13 protein-coding genes and 1 tRNA gene are annotated in these 16,319 nt (G+C 61.2%); 6 read left to right on the forward strand and 8 right to left on the reverse strand.

Features of this window, described 5'->3' with window-relative positions; all coding sequences use genetic code 11:
* Positions 1–131: 131 nt before the first annotated feature.
* The 4 genes from M2103_RS06145 to M2103_RS06160 all read right to left on the reverse strand — a co-directional run bounded on the left by M2103_RS06145 (position 132) and on the right by M2103_RS06160 (position 3,204).
* Positions 132–1,109 (reverse strand): MoxR family ATPase, encoded by a 978-nt coding sequence (locus tag M2103_RS06145; RefSeq protein WP_277509422.1) that lies wholly within the window; start codon positions 1,107–1,109, stop codon positions 132–134.
* 218 nt (positions 1,110–1,327) lie between these two features.
* Positions 1,328–2,260 carry a metalloregulator ArsR/SmtB family transcription factor gene (locus tag M2103_RS06150; protein WP_277509424.1) on the reverse strand — a complete coding sequence of 311 codons (933 nt, stop codon included), beginning with the start codon at positions 2,258–2,260 and terminating at the stop codon, positions 1,328–1,330.
* A gap of 144 nt (positions 2,261–2,404) precedes the next feature.
* Positions 2,405–2,863, reverse strand: coding sequence for a phosphoribosyl-AMP cyclohydrolase (hisI, locus tag M2103_RS06155; protein WP_277509425.1), 459 nt, complete (start codon positions 2,861–2,863; stop codon positions 2,405–2,407).
* A gap of 41 nt (positions 2,864–2,904) precedes the next feature.
* A complete protein-coding gene (locus M2103_RS06160) occupies positions 2,905–3,204 on the reverse strand; it encodes a DUF971 domain-containing protein (RefSeq protein WP_277509426.1) in 300 nt (99 codons plus the stop codon).
* A 94-nt stretch (positions 3,205–3,298) separates the two neighbouring features.
* On the opposite strand from M2103_RS06160, the gene M2103_RS06165 reads away from it, so the two are divergent.
* The 5 genes from M2103_RS06165 to M2103_RS06185 all read left to right on the forward strand — a co-directional run bounded on the left by M2103_RS06165 (position 3,299) and on the right by M2103_RS06185 (position 7,410).
* A complete protein-coding gene (locus M2103_RS06165) occupies positions 3,299–3,865 on the forward strand; it encodes a 3-hydroxyacyl-ACP dehydratase FabZ family protein (RefSeq protein ID WP_277509428.1) in 567 nt (188 codons plus the stop codon).
* Between the two features lie 29 nt (positions 3,866–3,894).
* On the forward strand, positions 3,895–4,752 hold the full coding sequence (locus tag M2103_RS06170) for an SDR family oxidoreductase (protein WP_277509429.1): 858 nt from the start codon (positions 3,895–3,897) through the stop codon (positions 4,750–4,752).
* Between the two features lie 163 nt (positions 4,753–4,915).
* Positions 4,916–5,956 (forward strand): 3-oxoacyl-ACP synthase III, encoded by a 1,041-nt coding sequence (locus M2103_RS06175; protein ID WP_277509430.1) that lies wholly within the window; start codon positions 4,916–4,918, stop codon positions 5,954–5,956.
* The gene (locus tag M2103_RS06180) at positions 5,956–6,951 is read left to right on the forward strand and encodes an alpha/beta fold hydrolase (protein WP_277509432.1); all 996 of its coding nucleotides are present in this window, start codon (positions 5,956–5,958) and stop codon (positions 6,949–6,951) included. Before M2103_RS06175 ends, M2103_RS06180 begins: the two co-directional genes overlap by 1 nt.
* An 81-nt stretch (positions 6,952–7,032) precedes the next feature.
* A complete protein-coding gene (locus M2103_RS06185) occupies positions 7,033–7,410 on the forward strand; it encodes a VOC family protein (RefSeq protein WP_277509433.1) in 378 nt (125 codons plus the stop codon).
* A gap of 737 nt (positions 7,411–8,147) precedes the next feature.
* On the opposite strand, the gene M2103_RS06190 is transcribed toward M2103_RS06185, so the two are convergent.
* Positions 8,148–10,745 (reverse strand): U32 family peptidase, encoded by a 2,598-nt coding sequence (locus M2103_RS06190; RefSeq protein ID WP_277509434.1) that lies wholly within the window; start codon positions 10,743–10,745, stop codon positions 8,148–8,150.
* A gap of 151 nt (positions 10,746–10,896) precedes the next feature.
* Between M2103_RS06190 and M2103_RS06195 the strand changes: the two genes are divergently transcribed.
* Complete coding sequence (locus M2103_RS06195; RefSeq protein WP_277509435.1) at positions 10,897–14,250, forward strand: family 78 glycoside hydrolase catalytic domain; 3,354 nt, start codon at positions 10,897–10,899, stop codon at positions 14,248–14,250.
* Positions 14,251–14,322: 72 nt separating this feature from the next.
* Here the strand turns inward: M2103_RS06195 and M2103_RS06200 are convergent, their stop codons facing one another.
* The 3 genes from M2103_RS06200 to M2103_RS06210 form a co-directional block, all read right to left on the reverse strand.
* Complete coding sequence (locus tag M2103_RS06200; RefSeq protein ID WP_277509436.1) at positions 14,323–14,835, reverse strand: hypothetical protein; 513 nt, start codon at positions 14,833–14,835, stop codon at positions 14,323–14,325.
* Between the two features lie 430 nt (positions 14,836–15,265).
* Positions 15,266–15,356: transfer RNA gene (locus M2103_RS06205), tRNA-Ser, on the reverse strand.
* A gap of 194 nt (positions 15,357–15,550) precedes the next feature.
* Positions 15,551–16,282, reverse strand: a complete 732-nt coding sequence (locus M2103_RS06210) for a hypothetical protein (protein WP_277509437.1) — start codon at positions 16,280–16,282, stop codon at positions 15,551–15,553.
* Positions 16,283–16,319 lie beyond the last annotated feature (37 nt).

A 16,319-nucleotide genomic window follows, 5' to 3' on the forward strand; every position in this document is an offset into this window, starting at 1 on the left:
GATTTTCGATTTTCGATTTTCGATTGGGAGCTACCGCTCCATTTTCGATTTCGTTTTCGCGCGGTAGCGCGCAATCGTTTCGAGCGTTAGCGACAGTCCGTCAAATCGAGAATCGAAAATCGAAAATTTCTTCACAGTTTCGGCACCGGAGTTTTGTCGAGCACCATGGCGACGACTTTGTCGGTGGTTATGTTTTCAGCCTCGGCCTCGTAGGTCAGGCCCATGCGGTGGCGAAGGACGTCGGTTGCGATGTCTTGCACGAGCGACGGGCTGACAAAATCCTGCCCGCGCATCCACGCGAGCGCGCGCGAAGCCTGGTAGAGCGCAAGCGAGGCGCGGGGCGAGGCGCCGAAGGAAAGATGGCGTCTGGCATTCGGCTCGAGTTGCGTGGACGGATCGGCGGCAAGCGCGCGCGTGGCGCGAACGAGCGCGAGCATGTAGCCCTGCATCGCGGGCGCGACGTGAACCTTGTCCACTTCCGTGCGCAACGAGAGGAGCTCCTCGCCGCTGGAAACGGGAAGCAGCTCGGGCTGCTTGGTGACCTGGCCCCAGCGCTGCATCATTTGCGATTCCTCGTCGCTGCTCGGGTAATCGACGATGAGCTTGAAAAGGAAGCGGTCGGTTTGCGCCTCGGGAAGCGGATAAGTGCCCTCCTGCTCGACGGGGTTTTGCGTGGCCATCACGAAAAACGGCTTCGGGAGCGGATGCGTTTGCCCGCCGATGGTGACCTGCCGCTCCTGCATGGCCTCAAGCAGCGCGCTTTGCACCTTGGCGGGGGCGCGGTTGATTTCGTCGGCGAGCACGAGGTTCGCGAAAATCGGGCCGCGATGCGACACGAACTCGCCGGTTTTCGGCTGGAAAACCATCGTGCCCACGACGTCGCTCGGCAGAAGGTCGGGCGTGAACTGGATGCGCTCAAACTGCACGCCGAGCGCGGTGCCGAGCGATTTGACGAGGAGGGTTTTCGCGAGGCCGGGCATGCCCTCGAGAAGCACGTGGCCATTGGCGAGCAGGGCGACGAGCAGCCGCTCGATGGTGGCCTCCTGACCGATGACTGCCTTGCCAATTTCTTCGCGGAGTTTCTTGGACCAAACGGGACCGGTAATCATAAGCTGTGATGTGGAGATGGGTGTGTTTGAAAATGTGCTAAGACTGAATGAACGGACAATTGTTTCCGTGGAGCCGTGTCGTGCAAGTTGGATTTGCAGAAAAAACACGCCGTAGGGGCGCACCTCACGTGCGCCCTCGCATCCGAAAAACGATCCGCGCGCGCTTGCACAAAGCGGGCGAGCACGAGGGCGCACGCAAGGTGCGCCCCGCTCGCGCCTCACACCTTCGTCCCGCTCGCCAGAAGCGTTTCGAAAAACGGCTCCATCGGCTCGCGCGCGACGACCGAAACCTCGACTTGCTGGAAACCGGCTTTTTTCAAAAATCCGTGCAACACGTTTTCCTGAAACCCGAGCCAAACGTCAGAGTAAAGTTCGCGCGCTTTTTCGAACGTGTGCGCTTTCAGGTCGAGCACGAGGAGGCGTCCGCCGGGGCGCAGGATGCGCCACGCTTCGCCGACCGCTTTTTGCGGATGCTGCGCGTGGTGGAGCGCCTGGCTGAGTATCGCGAGATCGACCGACGCGTCCGGCAGCGGCACGTCCTCGATGTCGCCGAGTTTGTAGGCGAGGTTGGCGAGGTTGTTGCGCTTGGCCAACTCGGTGCCGACCTCGACCATGCGCGGCGAATTGTCGATGCACCAAACGCGCTCGGCGCGGCGCGCGAGGAGTTGCGAAACCAAGCCCTCCCCCGCCCCGAGATCGGCAATCGTGATCGCGGGCGTGAGACGGAGCGCGAGATGCCCGATGGCCTCCCACGAACGTCCGGGACAATGGTTTTTGCCGAGCTTGCCCGCGATGAGGTTAAAATACGCCTCGGATTGCTGGCGACGGCGCGCGAGCACGCGGTCAAGATTTTCTCGATCCTCGACAAGCGCGGAATCGTCCGCCGCGGCACTGCACGCGGCCTTGACGAGCGCGTTTTGCGCGGGATCGGCTTGCGCGACCGACGAATAAAACGACTTTTTCCCCTCGCGGCGATCCGCGACAAGCCCCGCCTGCCGCAGAATCGCGAGTTGCGACGAGATGCGCGATTGCGCCATGCCGAGGATATCCTGCATTTCCGCGACGGCGAGTTCCTCGTGTTGCAGCAGCGCAAGCAGACGCACGCGCGTCGGGTCGGAAATGACTTTGAGAATATCCCAGGTGGCGGACATGGCGGAATTTTGGATTTTCGATTCTCGATTTTCGATTGCGCGCTACCGCGTGTGCTCGAAATCGGAAATGGAGCGGAAGCTCCCAATCGTTTCGAGCGTTAGCGACAGTCCGTCAAATCGAGAATCCAAAATCGAAAATTCGTTCTACTTCTTCTTATACACCGTCGCCGGGTCGAAGAGGCGTTCGGCGATTGTTACGAGCTTGTATTCGGTGCCGGCGGCGGCGGTGTCGAGGTCGGCGAACTTGCGGTAGAAGCAGCTCTTGTAGCCGTTGTGGCAGGAGGCGTTGGCCGAGCCGGTTTGCTCAACCTTGACGAGGACGACGTCCTGGTCGCAGTCGGTGTAGATTTCCTTCACCCATTGCACATTGCCGGACTCCTCGCCCTTCACCCAAAGTTTTTTGCGCGAGCGGCTCCAGTAGGTGGCCTTGCGCGTCTTGAGCGTGTGCGCGAACGACTCGGCGTTCATGAAGGCAAACATGAGAACCTGCCCCGTGGTGATGTCCTGCGTGATGCAAGGGATGAGTCCGTCCTCGCCGAACTTCGGCTGAAACGTCGAGCCAAGCTCGATCTCCTGATTATTGGTGCGTGCTGGATAGTTCATGGTGTGTGGAAATTTTGGATTTTGGATCGCGGATTTTGGATTTATCGACCGGCAAGTTCAAGCAAGTATTCGTAGCTGTAAATGCCGGAATTATGTCCGTCGCTGAAATCGAAACGCAGCGCGTAATTGCCCACGCGCGCCCAGCCGACGACCGTCACGCCCGGAAACTCCCTCGGGCCGTCCCCGCCGTATTGGTTGCCGAGGATGTCCTTTTCGCCGCGCGTCTCGGCGCTCGGGGACGCCGCGCGAAGCTTTTCACCCTGAAAATACGACTCGCTGCCATCGTCCCACGCGATGGCGACTTCGGTCCCGATGAGCTGGATGTTCCGCGGCGTCTTCAAAATTAAAACGGCGTTTGTAAGCAACTTTGCGCATTTGTGAAAGAACGGATTCTTGCCTCGCATCCAAACGCCCCTTCTCATTCCCCTTTTACCAATGTCAACGCAAGCAGTCACAGAACTCATACCGCACCGCCCGCCGTTTTTGTTTGTGGACGAAATCGTCGCCGAAACCGCCGACGGACTCACCGCCCGCCGCACATGGCGCGCCGACGAGGATTTTTATCGCGGCCACTATCCCGGCGCGCCCATCACGCCCGGCGTGCTGCTCTGCGAGGCCGTCTTCCAAACCGGCGCGCTCTACATGGCCCGCCAGGCGCAAGCCGCGGGCGCCAAGCCCGGCGAAGGCGTGCCGCTCCTCGCCAAAATAAACGACGTGCGCTTCCGCACCCCCGTTTATCCCGGCGACACCATCGTCATCGACGTGAGGAAAAAAGAAACCCTCGGCGGCTTCACCATGATGACCGGCTCAATCAAAAAACCCGACGGCACGCGCGTCATGAACGTCGAGTATTCCGTCGTCTGGAAAACACCCGAAGGCCAAAAGGAAAAGGCTGACGAGCGCGACAGCGCGAAGATGGCGCCACCGGAGGTGGCGGCCCGAAGGGCTGGCTCTGACGGGGTGCCCTCTGGGCCGGCAGAGACACAAGGCCTGAAGGGCTGAAGGGCTGAAATCGGAAAAACTGAAACAACATGAGCACCGACTTCCTCCAAATCGCCGGAAAAACATTCGTCGTCTTCGGCGTCGCCAATCGCAAAAGCGTCGCGTGGCATATCGCGCGCACGCTTGAGGAACAAGGCGCGCGCGTCATTTACAGCGTCCGCTCCGAGGCGCGCAAAAAATCCCTCGAAACCCTCCTCGCCGGAAAACCCGTTTTCATCTGCGACGTCGAGCACGAAGGCGCGCCCGCGCGCCTCGCCGCCGAAATCGCCGCCGCCGGACACGCGCCCATCCACGGCATCGTCCACTCCATCGCCTTCGCCAATTACTCCGAGGGTCTGAAACCCTTCGACGAAACCAAGCGCGCCGACTTCCTCCAGGCCGTGACCATCTCCGCCTTCTCGCTCGTCGAAATCGCCCGCGCCTTCAAGCAGCACCTCGCGTCCGACGCCTCCGTCGTCACCATCGGCATCTCATCGCTCCTCGTCACGCCCGACAACTACGGCTACATGGGCCCGATCAAGGCCGCGCTCGAATCGGCATCGCGCTTCCTCGCCAAATCCTTCTCCGCCGATCCCGCCACGCGCGAAGTGCGCTTCAACATCGTCGGCGCCGGCCCGCTCAAAACCAGCGCCTCCGCCGGCATCCCCGGTTACATCGAAAGCTACCTTTACTCCGAAAAACTCACCCTCCGCAAACGCAACCTCTCCACGCGGGAAGTCGCCGACTCCGCCGTGTTCCTGCTCAGCCCGCGCGCCAGCGGCATCAACGCCACCACGCTCACCATCGACGCCGGCCTCGGCGGCAACTTTTACGACGCCGAAATCATCCGCCTCGCAATGAGACCCGAGCCACCGGCTGACGCCGGTGGAAATTCCAAATTCCAATGATCAAATTCCAAATGCCAAATTCCAATGGACAAACTCGTGTGAGACACGCGCATGCGACAAGGAGCGGCGGCTTTCAGCCGCCGGACGAGGCGGAGCCTCGCCCATTGGAATTTGATCACTGGAATTTGGAATTTCTAGCGCTCGCGCACTCCGCCTCCCACTCATGAAGTTCGAAAACGTCCACATCGAATCCCTCGCCATCGCGCTGCCTGACGAAGTCTGGACATCCGCCGCGATCGAGGAACAGCTCCGCCCGCTCTACGAACGACTGCGCCTGCCCTTCGGCCGCCTCGAACTCATGACCGGCATTCGCGAACGCCGCCACTGGCCCGCGCACACGCGCGCATCCGACGCCAGCGCCGCCGCCGGACGCGCCGTGCTCGCCAAATCCTCCCTCCGCGCCGAGCAAATCGAAATGTTCACGCACGCCGCCGTTTGCCGCGACATGCTCGAACCCGCCACCGCCTCCTTCGCCCACCGCAAAATCGGCCTCACCGCCCGCGCGCAAATCTTCGACGTCTCCAACGCCTGCCTCGGCTTCCTCAACAGCATGGTCATCCTCGCCGGCCTCATCGAATCCGGCCAGATCGGCGCCGGCATGATCGTCTCCGGCGAAAACGGACGCCCCCTCATCGAGCAAACCCTCGCGCACCTCACCACCGCGCCGCTCAACCGCAACGAAATCAAACCCTACTTCGCCAACCTCACCATCGGCTCCGGAGCCGTCGCCGCCATCCTCTGCCACCGCTCGCTCCTCCCCGCCGGCAGCCGCGCCCCGCGCCTCATCGGCGGAGCCGGGCGCGCCGCCACGCAACACAACGACCTCTGCCAGGGCGACACCCACGGCGCCGAAGCCCTCGCCATGCAAACCGACTCCGAGCAACTCCTCATCGCCGGCGTCGCCCTCGCCCGCGAAACCTGGGCCGACTTCACCGCCGCCACCGCGTGGGACACCGCCGGCATCGACCGCTACATCTGCCACCAAGTCGGCTCCGTTCACCGCCGCAAACTCTACGAAACCGTCGGACTCGATCTCGCCAAGGATTTCTCCACCTTCGAAACACTCGGCAACATGGGCTCCGCCTCGCTCCCCGTCACGCTCGCCCTCGCCGCTGAAAACTCCGCCGTCAAACCCGGCGACCGCGTCGCCCTCCTCGGAATCGGCAGCGGCCTCAACTGCCTCATGCTCGGAGTCGAATGGTGATGAACACCCCGAACGAAACGAACGCCAACGTAGCGCAGACTGCCAAGTCTGCCTCCGAAAAAGCAGACTTGGCAGTCCGCGCTACGAACTGCGCGCCCCTCCCCGACTGGCTCCGCGCCCTCTATCCCTTTGCGCAAAACACCTTCGTCACGCCCCGCGGCGCGCGCATGAACTACGCCGACGAAGGCCCGCGCACCGACGAGGCCGTGCTCATGCTTCACGGCAATCCCACGTGGTCGTTTTTTTATCGCGACATCATCCGCGCCCTCTCGCCCTCGCTCCGCTGCATCGCCCCCGACCACATCGGCATGGGCCTCTCCGAAAAACCCTCCGCCCGCGATTACCCCCACACACTCGCGCAACGCATCGCCGACATCGAGGCGCTCGTCGCGTCGCTCAACCTCCGCCGCGTTCACCTCATCGTTCACGATTGGGGCGGCGCAATCGGCTTCGGCTTCGCCACGCGCCATCCCGAAAAAATCGGACGTATCACAATTCTGAATACGGCGGCGTTCCCCGACATCCACATGCCCGCGCGCATCGGCCTCTGCCGCGCGCCCCTCGGCATCGGCGCCCTGATCGTCCGCGGCGTCAACGGCTTCGCATGGCCGGCGACATGGATGACCATGCACCGCCGCAAACTCACCCCCGACGAAAAACGCGCCTATCTTTTCCCCCACAACAACTGGGCCAACCGCGTCGCCGTGCACGAATTCGTGCGCGACATCCCCATGACGCCCACGCACCCCACCCACGCCACGCTGACCGCCATCGAGCGCAAACTCCCGCTCCTCGCCGCCAACCCGAAACTCATCGTCTGGGGCGGCGCCGATTTCTGTTTCAACGATCACTTCTACAACCGCTGGCGCAAAGTTTACCCCGACGCCACCACGCACCACTTCCCCGACACCGGCCACTACCTCCTCGACGACGGCGGCGAGGAAGTGCGCGCCAAAATCGTGCAGTTTTTCGAGCCTCTATTTCCATCGACTTAAATCGACTCAAGCCGACTTCGGTCGATTTAAGTCGCTTCCCTCGGCCAACACCCACCCACCACCAACCGCACCAACCCGCCCATGAAATTCGAACACTTCGCCTTCAACTCTCCCGACGCCCGCGCCCAAGCCGCATGGTGGGTCGAGCACCTCGGCCTCACGGTCGCCCGCCGCGTCGAAGCCGCGCCGCACACGCATTTCCTTGCCGACGAAACCGGCCGCGTCTTCATCGAAATCTACAGCAACCCCGCCACGCCCTATCCCGATTACGCCAACCAGCCCCCGCTCGTCCTCCACGTCGCCTTCGTCTCAACCGACACCAAAGCCGACCGCGCCCGCCTGGAAAAAGCCGGAGCCACCTTCGTCGTCGAGGAAACCCCCGGCGGCAACGCCCTCCTCATGATGCGCGACCCCTGGGGCCTAGCCCTCCAATTCTGCCAGCGCACGCAACCGTTCTGAATACATCCAGTTATGAAAAAAATTCTGCGCCACCGTTGGGTATGGGTTTTCTTGGGCGTCCTCTTCCTGCCTTCCCTATCGTTGGTGTGGAGTTATTTCCAGCCAGTGACCCCAAAAGAAGCGATGCCCTATACATTTGTCTGAGAAGAAATGACCCGAACATTTTGTGGCGATAACGATTATACCTACACACTCCAATCACGCGGAACTCATGAAGAGTTTCTTCTATTTGTTGAAAAAATGAAGATGTCTGGCCATCGAATCAACGACACACGATATGAGAAAAAAAGCGAAAATAATCATTTGATAATAACCATAAATTATGAAGAGGGATGGATTATTTATACAAAGAACTACACCTAGTAATCATAACTAATTCACAAACCTTGCCCTTGCCTTTATTCGCGTCCATTAGCGTTCATTCGCGGTTAAAAGCTTCTACCCCGCAAATTCAAACGCCCCCTCGCCGAGTTCGGCGCGGGCATCCAAAACAAGTTTCGCAGCCTGTGTGTTGTTTGCGGACATATCAGAAAACGTATCACGCAACCGCGGCCATTTTTGAAGACAAGAAATAACCACTGCGGGAAAAGGGGCATATCTCAAAACTTTGCTCAAACCACGCTTGCGCCTGGGAGCGCGGGCATCTTGCCCGCAAGACGGCGCGGCACACCGCGCCGCCCAAGCATCCAAACCGGCGGGCAGGATGCCCGCGCTCCCGGGGTGCAAGCGCGTTCCCGTCAATTTTTGCGGCGGAGGATTCTCGGGGCGGCTTCCATCTGACCGCGCGTCACGCCGAGCTGGTTGAGCAGTTTTAATTCGCGCCAGAGTGCCGCGCCGTCGATTTCACCGCGCAGGAGTTGACGGTAGCGCGCGAGCGTTTGCACGACTTCGCCGGGCGTCTCGTCAACAAACTCCACGCGAAAATGGCGCGCGCCAAGCGCGAGCAACCGCGCGACATACTCGGCGCCGGTTTGCGCGCGGTTGTTGAAAACGGTGTTGCGGCAGCCGGCGTCGGCCTTGAGCGGAAACTCCGCGCCCGTCCTGTCGCGCAGGCGCGCACGGTGTTTTTCGCAGGGACGTCCGCAGTCGCGGTAATCCTTGCCGTCGGAGAGAAACGCGCAAAACACACAATGCTCCATGTGAAACATCGGCATGCGCTGGTGAATCGTGATGTCGTAGGATGCCGGCGTGAGCGCGGGCGCAGCGTTGTTCGACGCCAGCAACAGCGCCTCGAGTTGCGCGATGTTCAGATCGTAGGATGCCGTGACGCGCTCAAGTCCGTGGTGTGCGAGAAAATATTCGGCGGCGATTTGGTTGGCGACGTTGAGCGAAAAATCGCCCCGCTTGCGGTCGTCCGCGAAGTGGCGCAGGTGGTCGGCGTTGCGCGCGATGTAGCCGTCGGCGTTCGCCGAGCGTGTTTGCGCGAGTATCCATTCCTCGCCGGGTTTGGTGATGCGCGGCGGCGCAACCCATATTTCCAAATCCGGTTTTCCCAAATCGCGGACGCGCGCCACCGCCTCGCGGTAGTGTTTCGGATTTTCGAACTCGCAATAAACCGTCGCGATGTCCGGCACCGTGAGCGCCGCCTCAAGCTGGGAAAGATTGCGGAGGACGGGAATGATTTCGGGTGCGTCGGGTTGGGTGGCACGGGCGACTCGCCCGTAATTCGGCGCATTATTCAACACGGGCGAGTCGCCCGTGCCACTCGATCCGGCGCAATTCGTCCAGCGTTTCGGCGCGGCGCGCAGGGCGGTGAGTTTTTCAGCGGCGGCGCGGCGCAGGCGATTGAGCTCGCTCATCGGCAGCATGACGTCGCCCGCGAGACGCGAGGCGAGCTTGCCAAGATTGTAGGGCGTGCCGCCGAGGCGTCCGAGTTGATCGCGCAAACGCGCCTCCGTAAGCGGCTGGGTTTGCGCGGGCGCGAGCGCGACCGCGGAATCCTCGCGCACGACATGCCCGGCACGGTCGTTAAGAATCAGCGTGAGCGGCACGCCGGCGCGGCCGTGCACCTCGGCGTCAACGGAGCGCGTGTGACGGATCTTGTCGCCGTCGTAGGTGGCGCGCAATTCACGGTCGAGCGCGGGGTCGTTGGTTTTCCACAAAAGCTGGCCGGAGCGCACGCGGCCGAAATTGATGTCGCCATGACCGAAGCGCAGCGTCGTTTCGCCGCCGGGACGCGCATCGACTTGGTAAACGCGGCCGCCCTCCTCGCGGATTTCGGGCGTGCCCGCGTCGAACACAACGCCGTCGCCCGGTTTGAGCGGCGCGACGAGGCGGAGCGTGACGCTTTCGTTTTGCACGCGCGCGACCACGCCCAAAAACACGCCTCGCTTGGTGCCGAAACGCGCGTGGACGAGATTTTGATTGTCGATGCCGCGAAACCAGCCCGTCCCCAGTCCGCGCGAAAAAGTCATCTCCAGTTCATATTTCGAATGCGAGGCAGTCCCGGACTGCGAATCGCCTCCGCCATTCTCCATTATACATTTTTCATCCTTCATTAGTTTATCGAGCGCCGCCCGATAAACGCGTGTGATGCTCGCCACGTATTCGGGCGATTTCAGGCGGCCCTCGATTTTGAGCGAGGCGACGCCGAGGCGCACGAGTTCCGGCAGCACGTCGATGCCCGCGAGATCACGCGGGCTGAGCAGGTAGCGCCGGTCGCCGAGATCGACCTTGCGGTCGTCGCAAATCAACTCGTAAGGCAGCCGGCACGCCTGCGCGCATTCGCCGCGATTGGCGGAGCGCCCGCCGAGCGCCTCGCTGGTCAGGCATTGGCCGGAGTAGGCCACGCAGAGCGCGCCGTGCACAAACACCTCGAGCGAAAGCGGCGCATGGCCGGAGGCGCGCTGCGCGGCCTGGATCGCCGCGATGTCGGCGAGCGTGTTTTCGCGGGCGAGCACCACGAGCGACGCGCCGAGTTCGCGCGCAAGCGCAACGCCCGCCGCGCTCGTGACCGTCATTTGCGTGGATGCGTGGATCGGAAAATCGGGCGAGATTTCGCGGATGAGTTTGCACGCGCCCACATCCTGCACGATGGCGGCGTCGGCCCCGGCGGCGATGATTGTGCGCGCGTAGTCGCGCGCCTCGTCGGTCTCGCCGGGAAACACGAGCGTGTTGAACGTCACGTAACCGCGCACGCCGCGCTTGTGCAGAAACTCCATGAGCGCGGGCAAGTCGGCCTGCGTAAAATTTTTCGCGCGCATGCGGGCGTTGAAGCGTTCCAGCCCGAAATAGACCGCGTCGGCACCATTCTCGACCGCCGCGCGCACGCATTCCCAATCCCCCGCGGGCGCGAGGATTTCGGGACGGCGAGGCGTGTCGGTTGGTTGCACCATTCAAAACAACTACAAGCCAGCCCGCTCAAATCAAGCGCGCGAAATCACGTCTTAATTTTCATCAAATGCGTTCAAAAAAATTTGGTAATTTTTCCGCAGTTTTCTGCGTTTCCGCTTCACCTTGCGTTCCATGCGCATAAAACATCGTTTCATGTTTCGTATCGGAACGATGATCTGCAAAACATGCGTGTCGCGCCACGCCTTCGCGGCGGTTGCGATGCTTGTCACTTTGTTCGCCTTCGCATCCGCCGCGCGCGCCACGCTTGCGGTCGATTCGCTGCGTTGCGAAAATCTCGAAAGCCCGCTCGGCATCGACTCCGACAAGCCGCGCTTCAGCTGGCGCATCTCCTCGCCTGAGCGCGGCGAAAACCAAATCGCCTACGAAATCCTCGCGGCCACGAACGCCGAGCGTCTCGCGCGCGACTACGGCGACCTCTGGAATAGCGGACGCGTCACATCTTCCGAAACCCTCAACATCCCCTACAACGGACGCCCCCTCGCCACCTCGCAGCAAGTTTTCTGGAAAGTTCGAGTTTGGAGCAACGCCCCCGGCTCGCGCGCCTCGAAGTGGAGTCCCGTCGCCACCTTCACCACGGGCGTGCTCGACACTCCTCTCGGCCCCGGCTGGCAACCCGGCGCGCAATGGATCACCGACCCCGCGCTCCTCAAATGGGAGCGCAAGGCGTTCGGCTTCTGTTCTCGCGAGGCAAAACACGCAAACACGCCCAAGTGGGTGCAACTCGACCTCGGCTCGCCGCAGCCCATCGACACCGTCATCCTTCGCGCCGTCAGGCACGGTTTTCCGGACCGGCACGGTTTCCCCGTTCGTTTTAAAATCGAGGCGTCGGACGATCCCGCCTTCAAAAAAGCCCACCGCATCCACACCATCTCCGACGACACCGCAAACGATCTCAATCCGCGAAGCGCCATCATCAAGCGCACACCCCCGGCAACGCACACCGCCATCGCACGCTACCTCCGCGTCACCGCCACCAAGCTCCGCGCGCCCGCCGACGGCAAACCCGTTCTCGCCCTCAGCCAGATCGAAGTCCTTTCCGGCCCCGAAAAAAAGAACATCGCACTCAACGCCCCGGTCACCGCGAGCGACACCAGCGACGACAGCGTGAACTGGCGGCCCGGCGCGATCACGGACGGGCTCGACACCTCCGAGCACAACCCGCGCGCCAACACCACCCTTCTCCTGCGCCGCAAATTCAACGTGCGCCCCGGCCTTGTCCGCGCGCTCGCCCACATCACCGGCCTTGGCCATTACGAGTTTTCCGTCGGCTGCACGCGCATCACCACCGGCCTCCTCGCACCGGGCTGGACCAACTACAACAAAACCGTCCTCTACGACACCTACGACATCACCTCGCGGCTCCACGAGGGATCCAACGTCCTCGCGCTCATCCTCCACGGCGGTTTTTACAACATCCGGCCCGACCCACTAAACCGCTATCACAAATTCACAACCCCCTTCCGGCCCCTCGTCGCCCACGGACAAATCCGCCTCGAATACGACGACGGCCTCGTCGAAACAATCAGCACCGACGGCGCCTGGCGCGTCTCGACCGGCCCCGCCACCTACTCCAACCTCTACGGCGGCGAGGACTACGACGCCCGCCTCGAACCGCGTGGCTGGACCGACTCCGGGTTCGACGACAGCGCATGGACGCCCGCCGCAACCACCCCCGGCCCCGCCGGCAAATTCCGCGGACTCTCGCTCGCATCCCCGCACTTCAACCATTTCGAGGGATTCTCACCTGTATCCGAAAAACAAATACGCGACGGCGTCAGCATCATCGACTTCGGGCAAAACGCCTCGATGATGCCCTCGCTCACCGTGCGCGGCCCCGCCGGCTCCATCGTGCGACTCACGCCCGCCGAGCTCGTTGATCCCGGCACCGGCGCCCTCGACCGCAGGTCGGTCGGCGGCGGCGCAGCCTACTGGCAATACACGCTGCGCGGCGATCCCTTCGGCGAATCGTGGACTCCCGACACCTATTACCACGGCACGCGCTACATTCAGGTCGAGCGCATCCCGCCCGACGGCAGCCAAAACCGCCCCGTCGTCGAAAAAATCAAATCACTCGTCACCCATTCCGACACGCCGCCCGCAGGGGATTTCGCCTGCTCGGACGAACTCTTCAACCGCATCCGCACGCTCGTGCGCTGGGCGCAGCGCAGCAACCTCGCGCACGTTCTCACCGACTGCCCGCACCGCGAAAAACTCGGCTGGCTCGAACAATACCACCTCAACGGCCCCGCGCTCCGCTACGAATGGGACGCCGCGCGCCTCTTCGCAAAATGCTTCCGCGACATGGCCGACTCGCAACTCCCCTCCGGCCTCGTCCCCGACATCGCGCCCGAATACACCATCTTCGCCGGCGGCTTCCGAGACTCCCCCGAGTGGGGCGCCGCGTTTGTCCTCGCCGCCTGGCAGCACTACATCTGGACCGACGACGACAAACCCCTGCGCGACTACTTCGACGCGATGGATGACTACGTCGATTATCTCAACACCCGCGCAAAAAAACACATCCTCTCGCACGGCCTCGGCGACTGGTTTGACTCCGGCCCGCGCCGCCCCGGCGTCTCTCAACTCACCCCCGTGCCCCTCACCGCCACCGCCATCTATTACGAAATCACACACACGCTCGCGCGCATCGCCACCGTCATCGGCCGCGCCGACGACGCCTCCCGCCTGAACAAGGAAGCCGCAAAAATCGCCGACGCATTCAACCGCGCCTTCCTCAACAACGACGGCGACCCCGCGCAAAAACCCTTCACCGACGACCCAAACATCGCCACTTACGCCACCGGCTCGCAAACCGCGCAGGCCATGCCCCTCGCGCTCGGCCTTGTCCCGCCCGAACGCCGCAAAGTCGTGTTCGACACACTCGTCGCGCGCCTTCAAGCCGACGACTACGGCGTCACCTCGGGCGATGTCGGTTATCGCTACCTTCTCCGCGCCCTCGCCGACAACGGCCGCTCCGACCTCATCCACAAAATGCTCACGCGAGGCGACGAAAAACCCGGCTACGCCCACCAACTCGCCCAAGGCGCGACCAGCCTGACCGAGGCATGGAACGCCCGCCGCCAAACCTCGCAAAACCACTTCATGCTCGGGCAGGTCACGGAATGGTTTTACGGCGACCTTGTGGGCGTGCAGCCCGATCCCGAAGGCCCCGGCTTCCGCAAAATCATCATCAAGCCGCAAGTCGTCGGAGACATCACCTGGGCGCGCGCCACCTACGAATCACCTCGAGGCCCGGTCGCGTGCGCATGGAAAAAGGAAGGCGGAAAATTTGTATTGGAAATTTCAATACCCACCGGCTCTACCGCCACGGTCCACATCCCGACCAAAAATCCGGCAACCGTGCGCGAAGGCGGTGTTGCAGTCGCAAACGCCAAGGGCGTCCGCACCCTGCGCGGTGCCGATTCCGATAACAAGGCCGTCTACGCCATCGAATCCGGCAATTATATTTTCACCGCGGAGCAGTAACCGCATGGCGGAGGAATTCGCCTTCGTTTTATTTTTATGATTACCCCATCAAAACACATCCGGCAGGGCGCTTCATTTTGCATCTTCCGCGCTCACGTATTTGATCACCACAAACGTCGTGTATTTTCGGTTCACCGCCACATTGTAGGTCGGAGTTGAAGTAGTGGTGGCACGTCCTTGCACATTATATTGACCCGATCCGGCATAAGTTTGTTGCACGGTGGCATTGTAGTTTGTCGTGCTCACGCCCGGCACTGAATACGAACCCATCTGTGATATTCCCTGAGTAATGATGATTGCGGCGTCGCCGCCCTGTTTCCGCACTGCCTTGACAACATCACCCTTGAATCGAGCCATCGGAATCACCGCATTATTCCGCTCGTCATTGATCATGGCGAGCACGCGGTAATATCGCGGTGGCGCCCCCTCGCTCCAAATATCCACGCCATTCTTTGTTTCCTTTGCGCCGCCGGTGCCCAAGTAAATGCGACCGCCGTCGTCATACTCTTTTACATTGGTGGATGCACACCCGACAAAACCAACCGTCAACAAAGTAATTAAACCAATCAGGGTAATGGATTTCATGACTCACGTTATATTTGCCCGTTGCGCCCGCCTCAATCCTTTTTACTCCGTGTTCCTTCGTGCCTCCGTGGAGAATGGAATGTCACAAGCGATTGAGAGGTCGATTCATTACCAAAAACTGGAATACTGGGGCGCATGAGGCACATACTTTGCGTTGACGATTTCCGGTCATATGCACACGGTAACCACGCTGGGGACGTTCAGGGCGTTTGCTTCCGGGGCCGAAAAGCGGCATTGGAAATCCCCTGCATTATTTTGTGCAACGTGCTTCATGTTTTTTCTTCACATGGGTTTGAGCGCTCCGCCCCCTAAATCATCGGTTATTTTTGTGGAATCAACCTTTGGAAATATGCTGTGGAGGTAACACAAAAGTAACGCCAAACAAGGGTAAAGCTGCCAGCTTTGAACGCCTGCACTCCCCTATGAAGCATGGCGGAGGAGGAGGGATTCGAACCCCCGGTGAGCGTGAGCCCACGTCTGATTTCAAGTCAGGTGCCTTAAACCAACTCAGCCACTCCTCCGAGTGCGAGATTCGTCACGGTGCGCGACTTCTTGGATTTTTCAAGCACTCTCTTCCGTGTCAACACGACACGCGCAAAACTGGGCGCAAGGAATGGCATCTGGAAAACCCCGATCATTATACCGCAATCAGCCGGAGGCGCGAATGCCGGGTGCGCACCTGGGTTCACGCCTTCCGGAGACTGGATGGAATCAGTTAAAACCGATACCCGATGCCCGCGACCAGCCGGCCGCCGGACAGGTTTATGTCTTCGCAAAACTTATCGAGCTTCACCTTCGTCGCGCCGAGCGCGGCGAAGGAGCAGTCGACATAGAAACGATCGTTATTACGGAGGATATTCCAACGCAGGCTGAGCGTCGCGCCATACATGAAGGCGACTCCGTCATCGCTGCGCATCACGTTGCTCGCGTTGCTCACGCGCGGGTTCCTCTCCTCGCTGGCATCGATATACGCCGCGCCGACCGTGGGGCCGAAGGCGCAGGCAAACCTGCCGCTTTTCGTTTTCCACTCGTGCTGCCAGCCAAACAAAACGGGGATGACCGTCTGCTTGATTTCGATTTTTCCGTCGTGGTAAATGGTGCTGCTGCCGCTGCGATAATATGAGAAACGCCCGGTCACTTTCGGGTCCAGGTCGAAGCACGCGCCCATGTCGAGCGTGAGCCTGTCCGCCGCGCCAAGATAACGGCCGCCGCGAATATTAAAACCGAGGCCGCTCAGGTCGCTGCTTATGTGCGTCAGGAGTCCCGCATCGACAAACCATTTTTGATCCGGCGTGGTTCGACCGGTGGATTCGGCTGACGCGTCCGCCGCGACGGCGGCGGGAGCGAGCATCATTAATGCGCAAAACGCCAGTGCGACAAAGGCGAAGGCGCGCGAGTTTGCATTTTGATAGGCCGCGCAACGGCGGCGGAATTTTGGTGAAGTCATGGTGTGCGGTTATTTTGTTTATTATTTGAACCCGCGC

It is taken from the genome of Ereboglobus sp. PH5-5 (assembly GCF_029504805.1).
Taxonomy (GTDB): Bacteria; Verrucomicrobiota; Verrucomicrobiia; order Opitutales; family Opitutaceae; genus Ereboglobus.

Bases quoted from the DNA above. Each gene is read 5' to 3' on its own strand.
- M2103_RS06210 (WP_277509437.1), bottom strand. From the start codon at position 16,282: ATGACTTCACCAAAATTCCGCCGCCGTTGCGCGGCCTATCAAAATGCA.
- M2103_RS06145 (WP_277509422.1), bottom strand. From the start codon at position 1,109: ATGATTACCGGTCCCGTTTGGTCCAAGAAACTCCGCGAAGAAATTGGC.
- M2103_RS06175 (WP_277509430.1), top strand. From the start codon at position 4,916: ATGAAGTTCGAAAACGTCCACATCGAATCCCTCGCCATCGCGCTGCCT.
- M2103_RS06150 (WP_277509424.1), bottom strand. From the start codon at position 2,260: ATGTCCGCCACCTGGGATATTCTCAAAGTCATTTCCGACCCGACGCGC.
- M2103_RS06165 (WP_277509428.1), top strand. From the start codon at position 3,299: ATGTCAACGCAAGCAGTCACAGAACTCATACCGCACCGCCCGCCGTTT.
- M2103_RS06190 (WP_277509434.1), bottom strand. From the start codon at position 10,745: ATGGTGCAACCAACCGACACGCCTCGCCGTCCCGAAATCCTCGCGCCC.
- M2103_RS06170 (WP_277509429.1), top strand. From the start codon at position 3,895: ATGAGCACCGACTTCCTCCAAATCGCCGGAAAAACATTCGTCGTCTTC.
- M2103_RS06185 (WP_277509433.1), top strand. From the start codon at position 7,033: ATGAAATTCGAACACTTCGCCTTCAACTCTCCCGACGCCCGCGCCCAA.
- M2103_RS06195 (WP_277509435.1), top strand. From the start codon at position 10,897: ATGTTTCGTATCGGAACGATGATCTGCAAAACATGCGTGTCGCGCCAC.
- M2103_RS06200 (WP_277509436.1), bottom strand. From the start codon at position 14,835: ATGAAATCCATTACCCTGATTGGTTTAATTACTTTGTTGACGGTTGGT.
- hisI (WP_277509425.1), bottom strand. From the start codon at position 2,863: ATGAACTATCCAGCACGCACCAATAATCAGGAGATCGAGCTTGGCTCG.
- M2103_RS06180 (WP_277509432.1), top strand. From the start codon at position 5,956: ATGAACACCCCGAACGAAACGAACGCCAACGTAGCGCAGACTGCCAAG.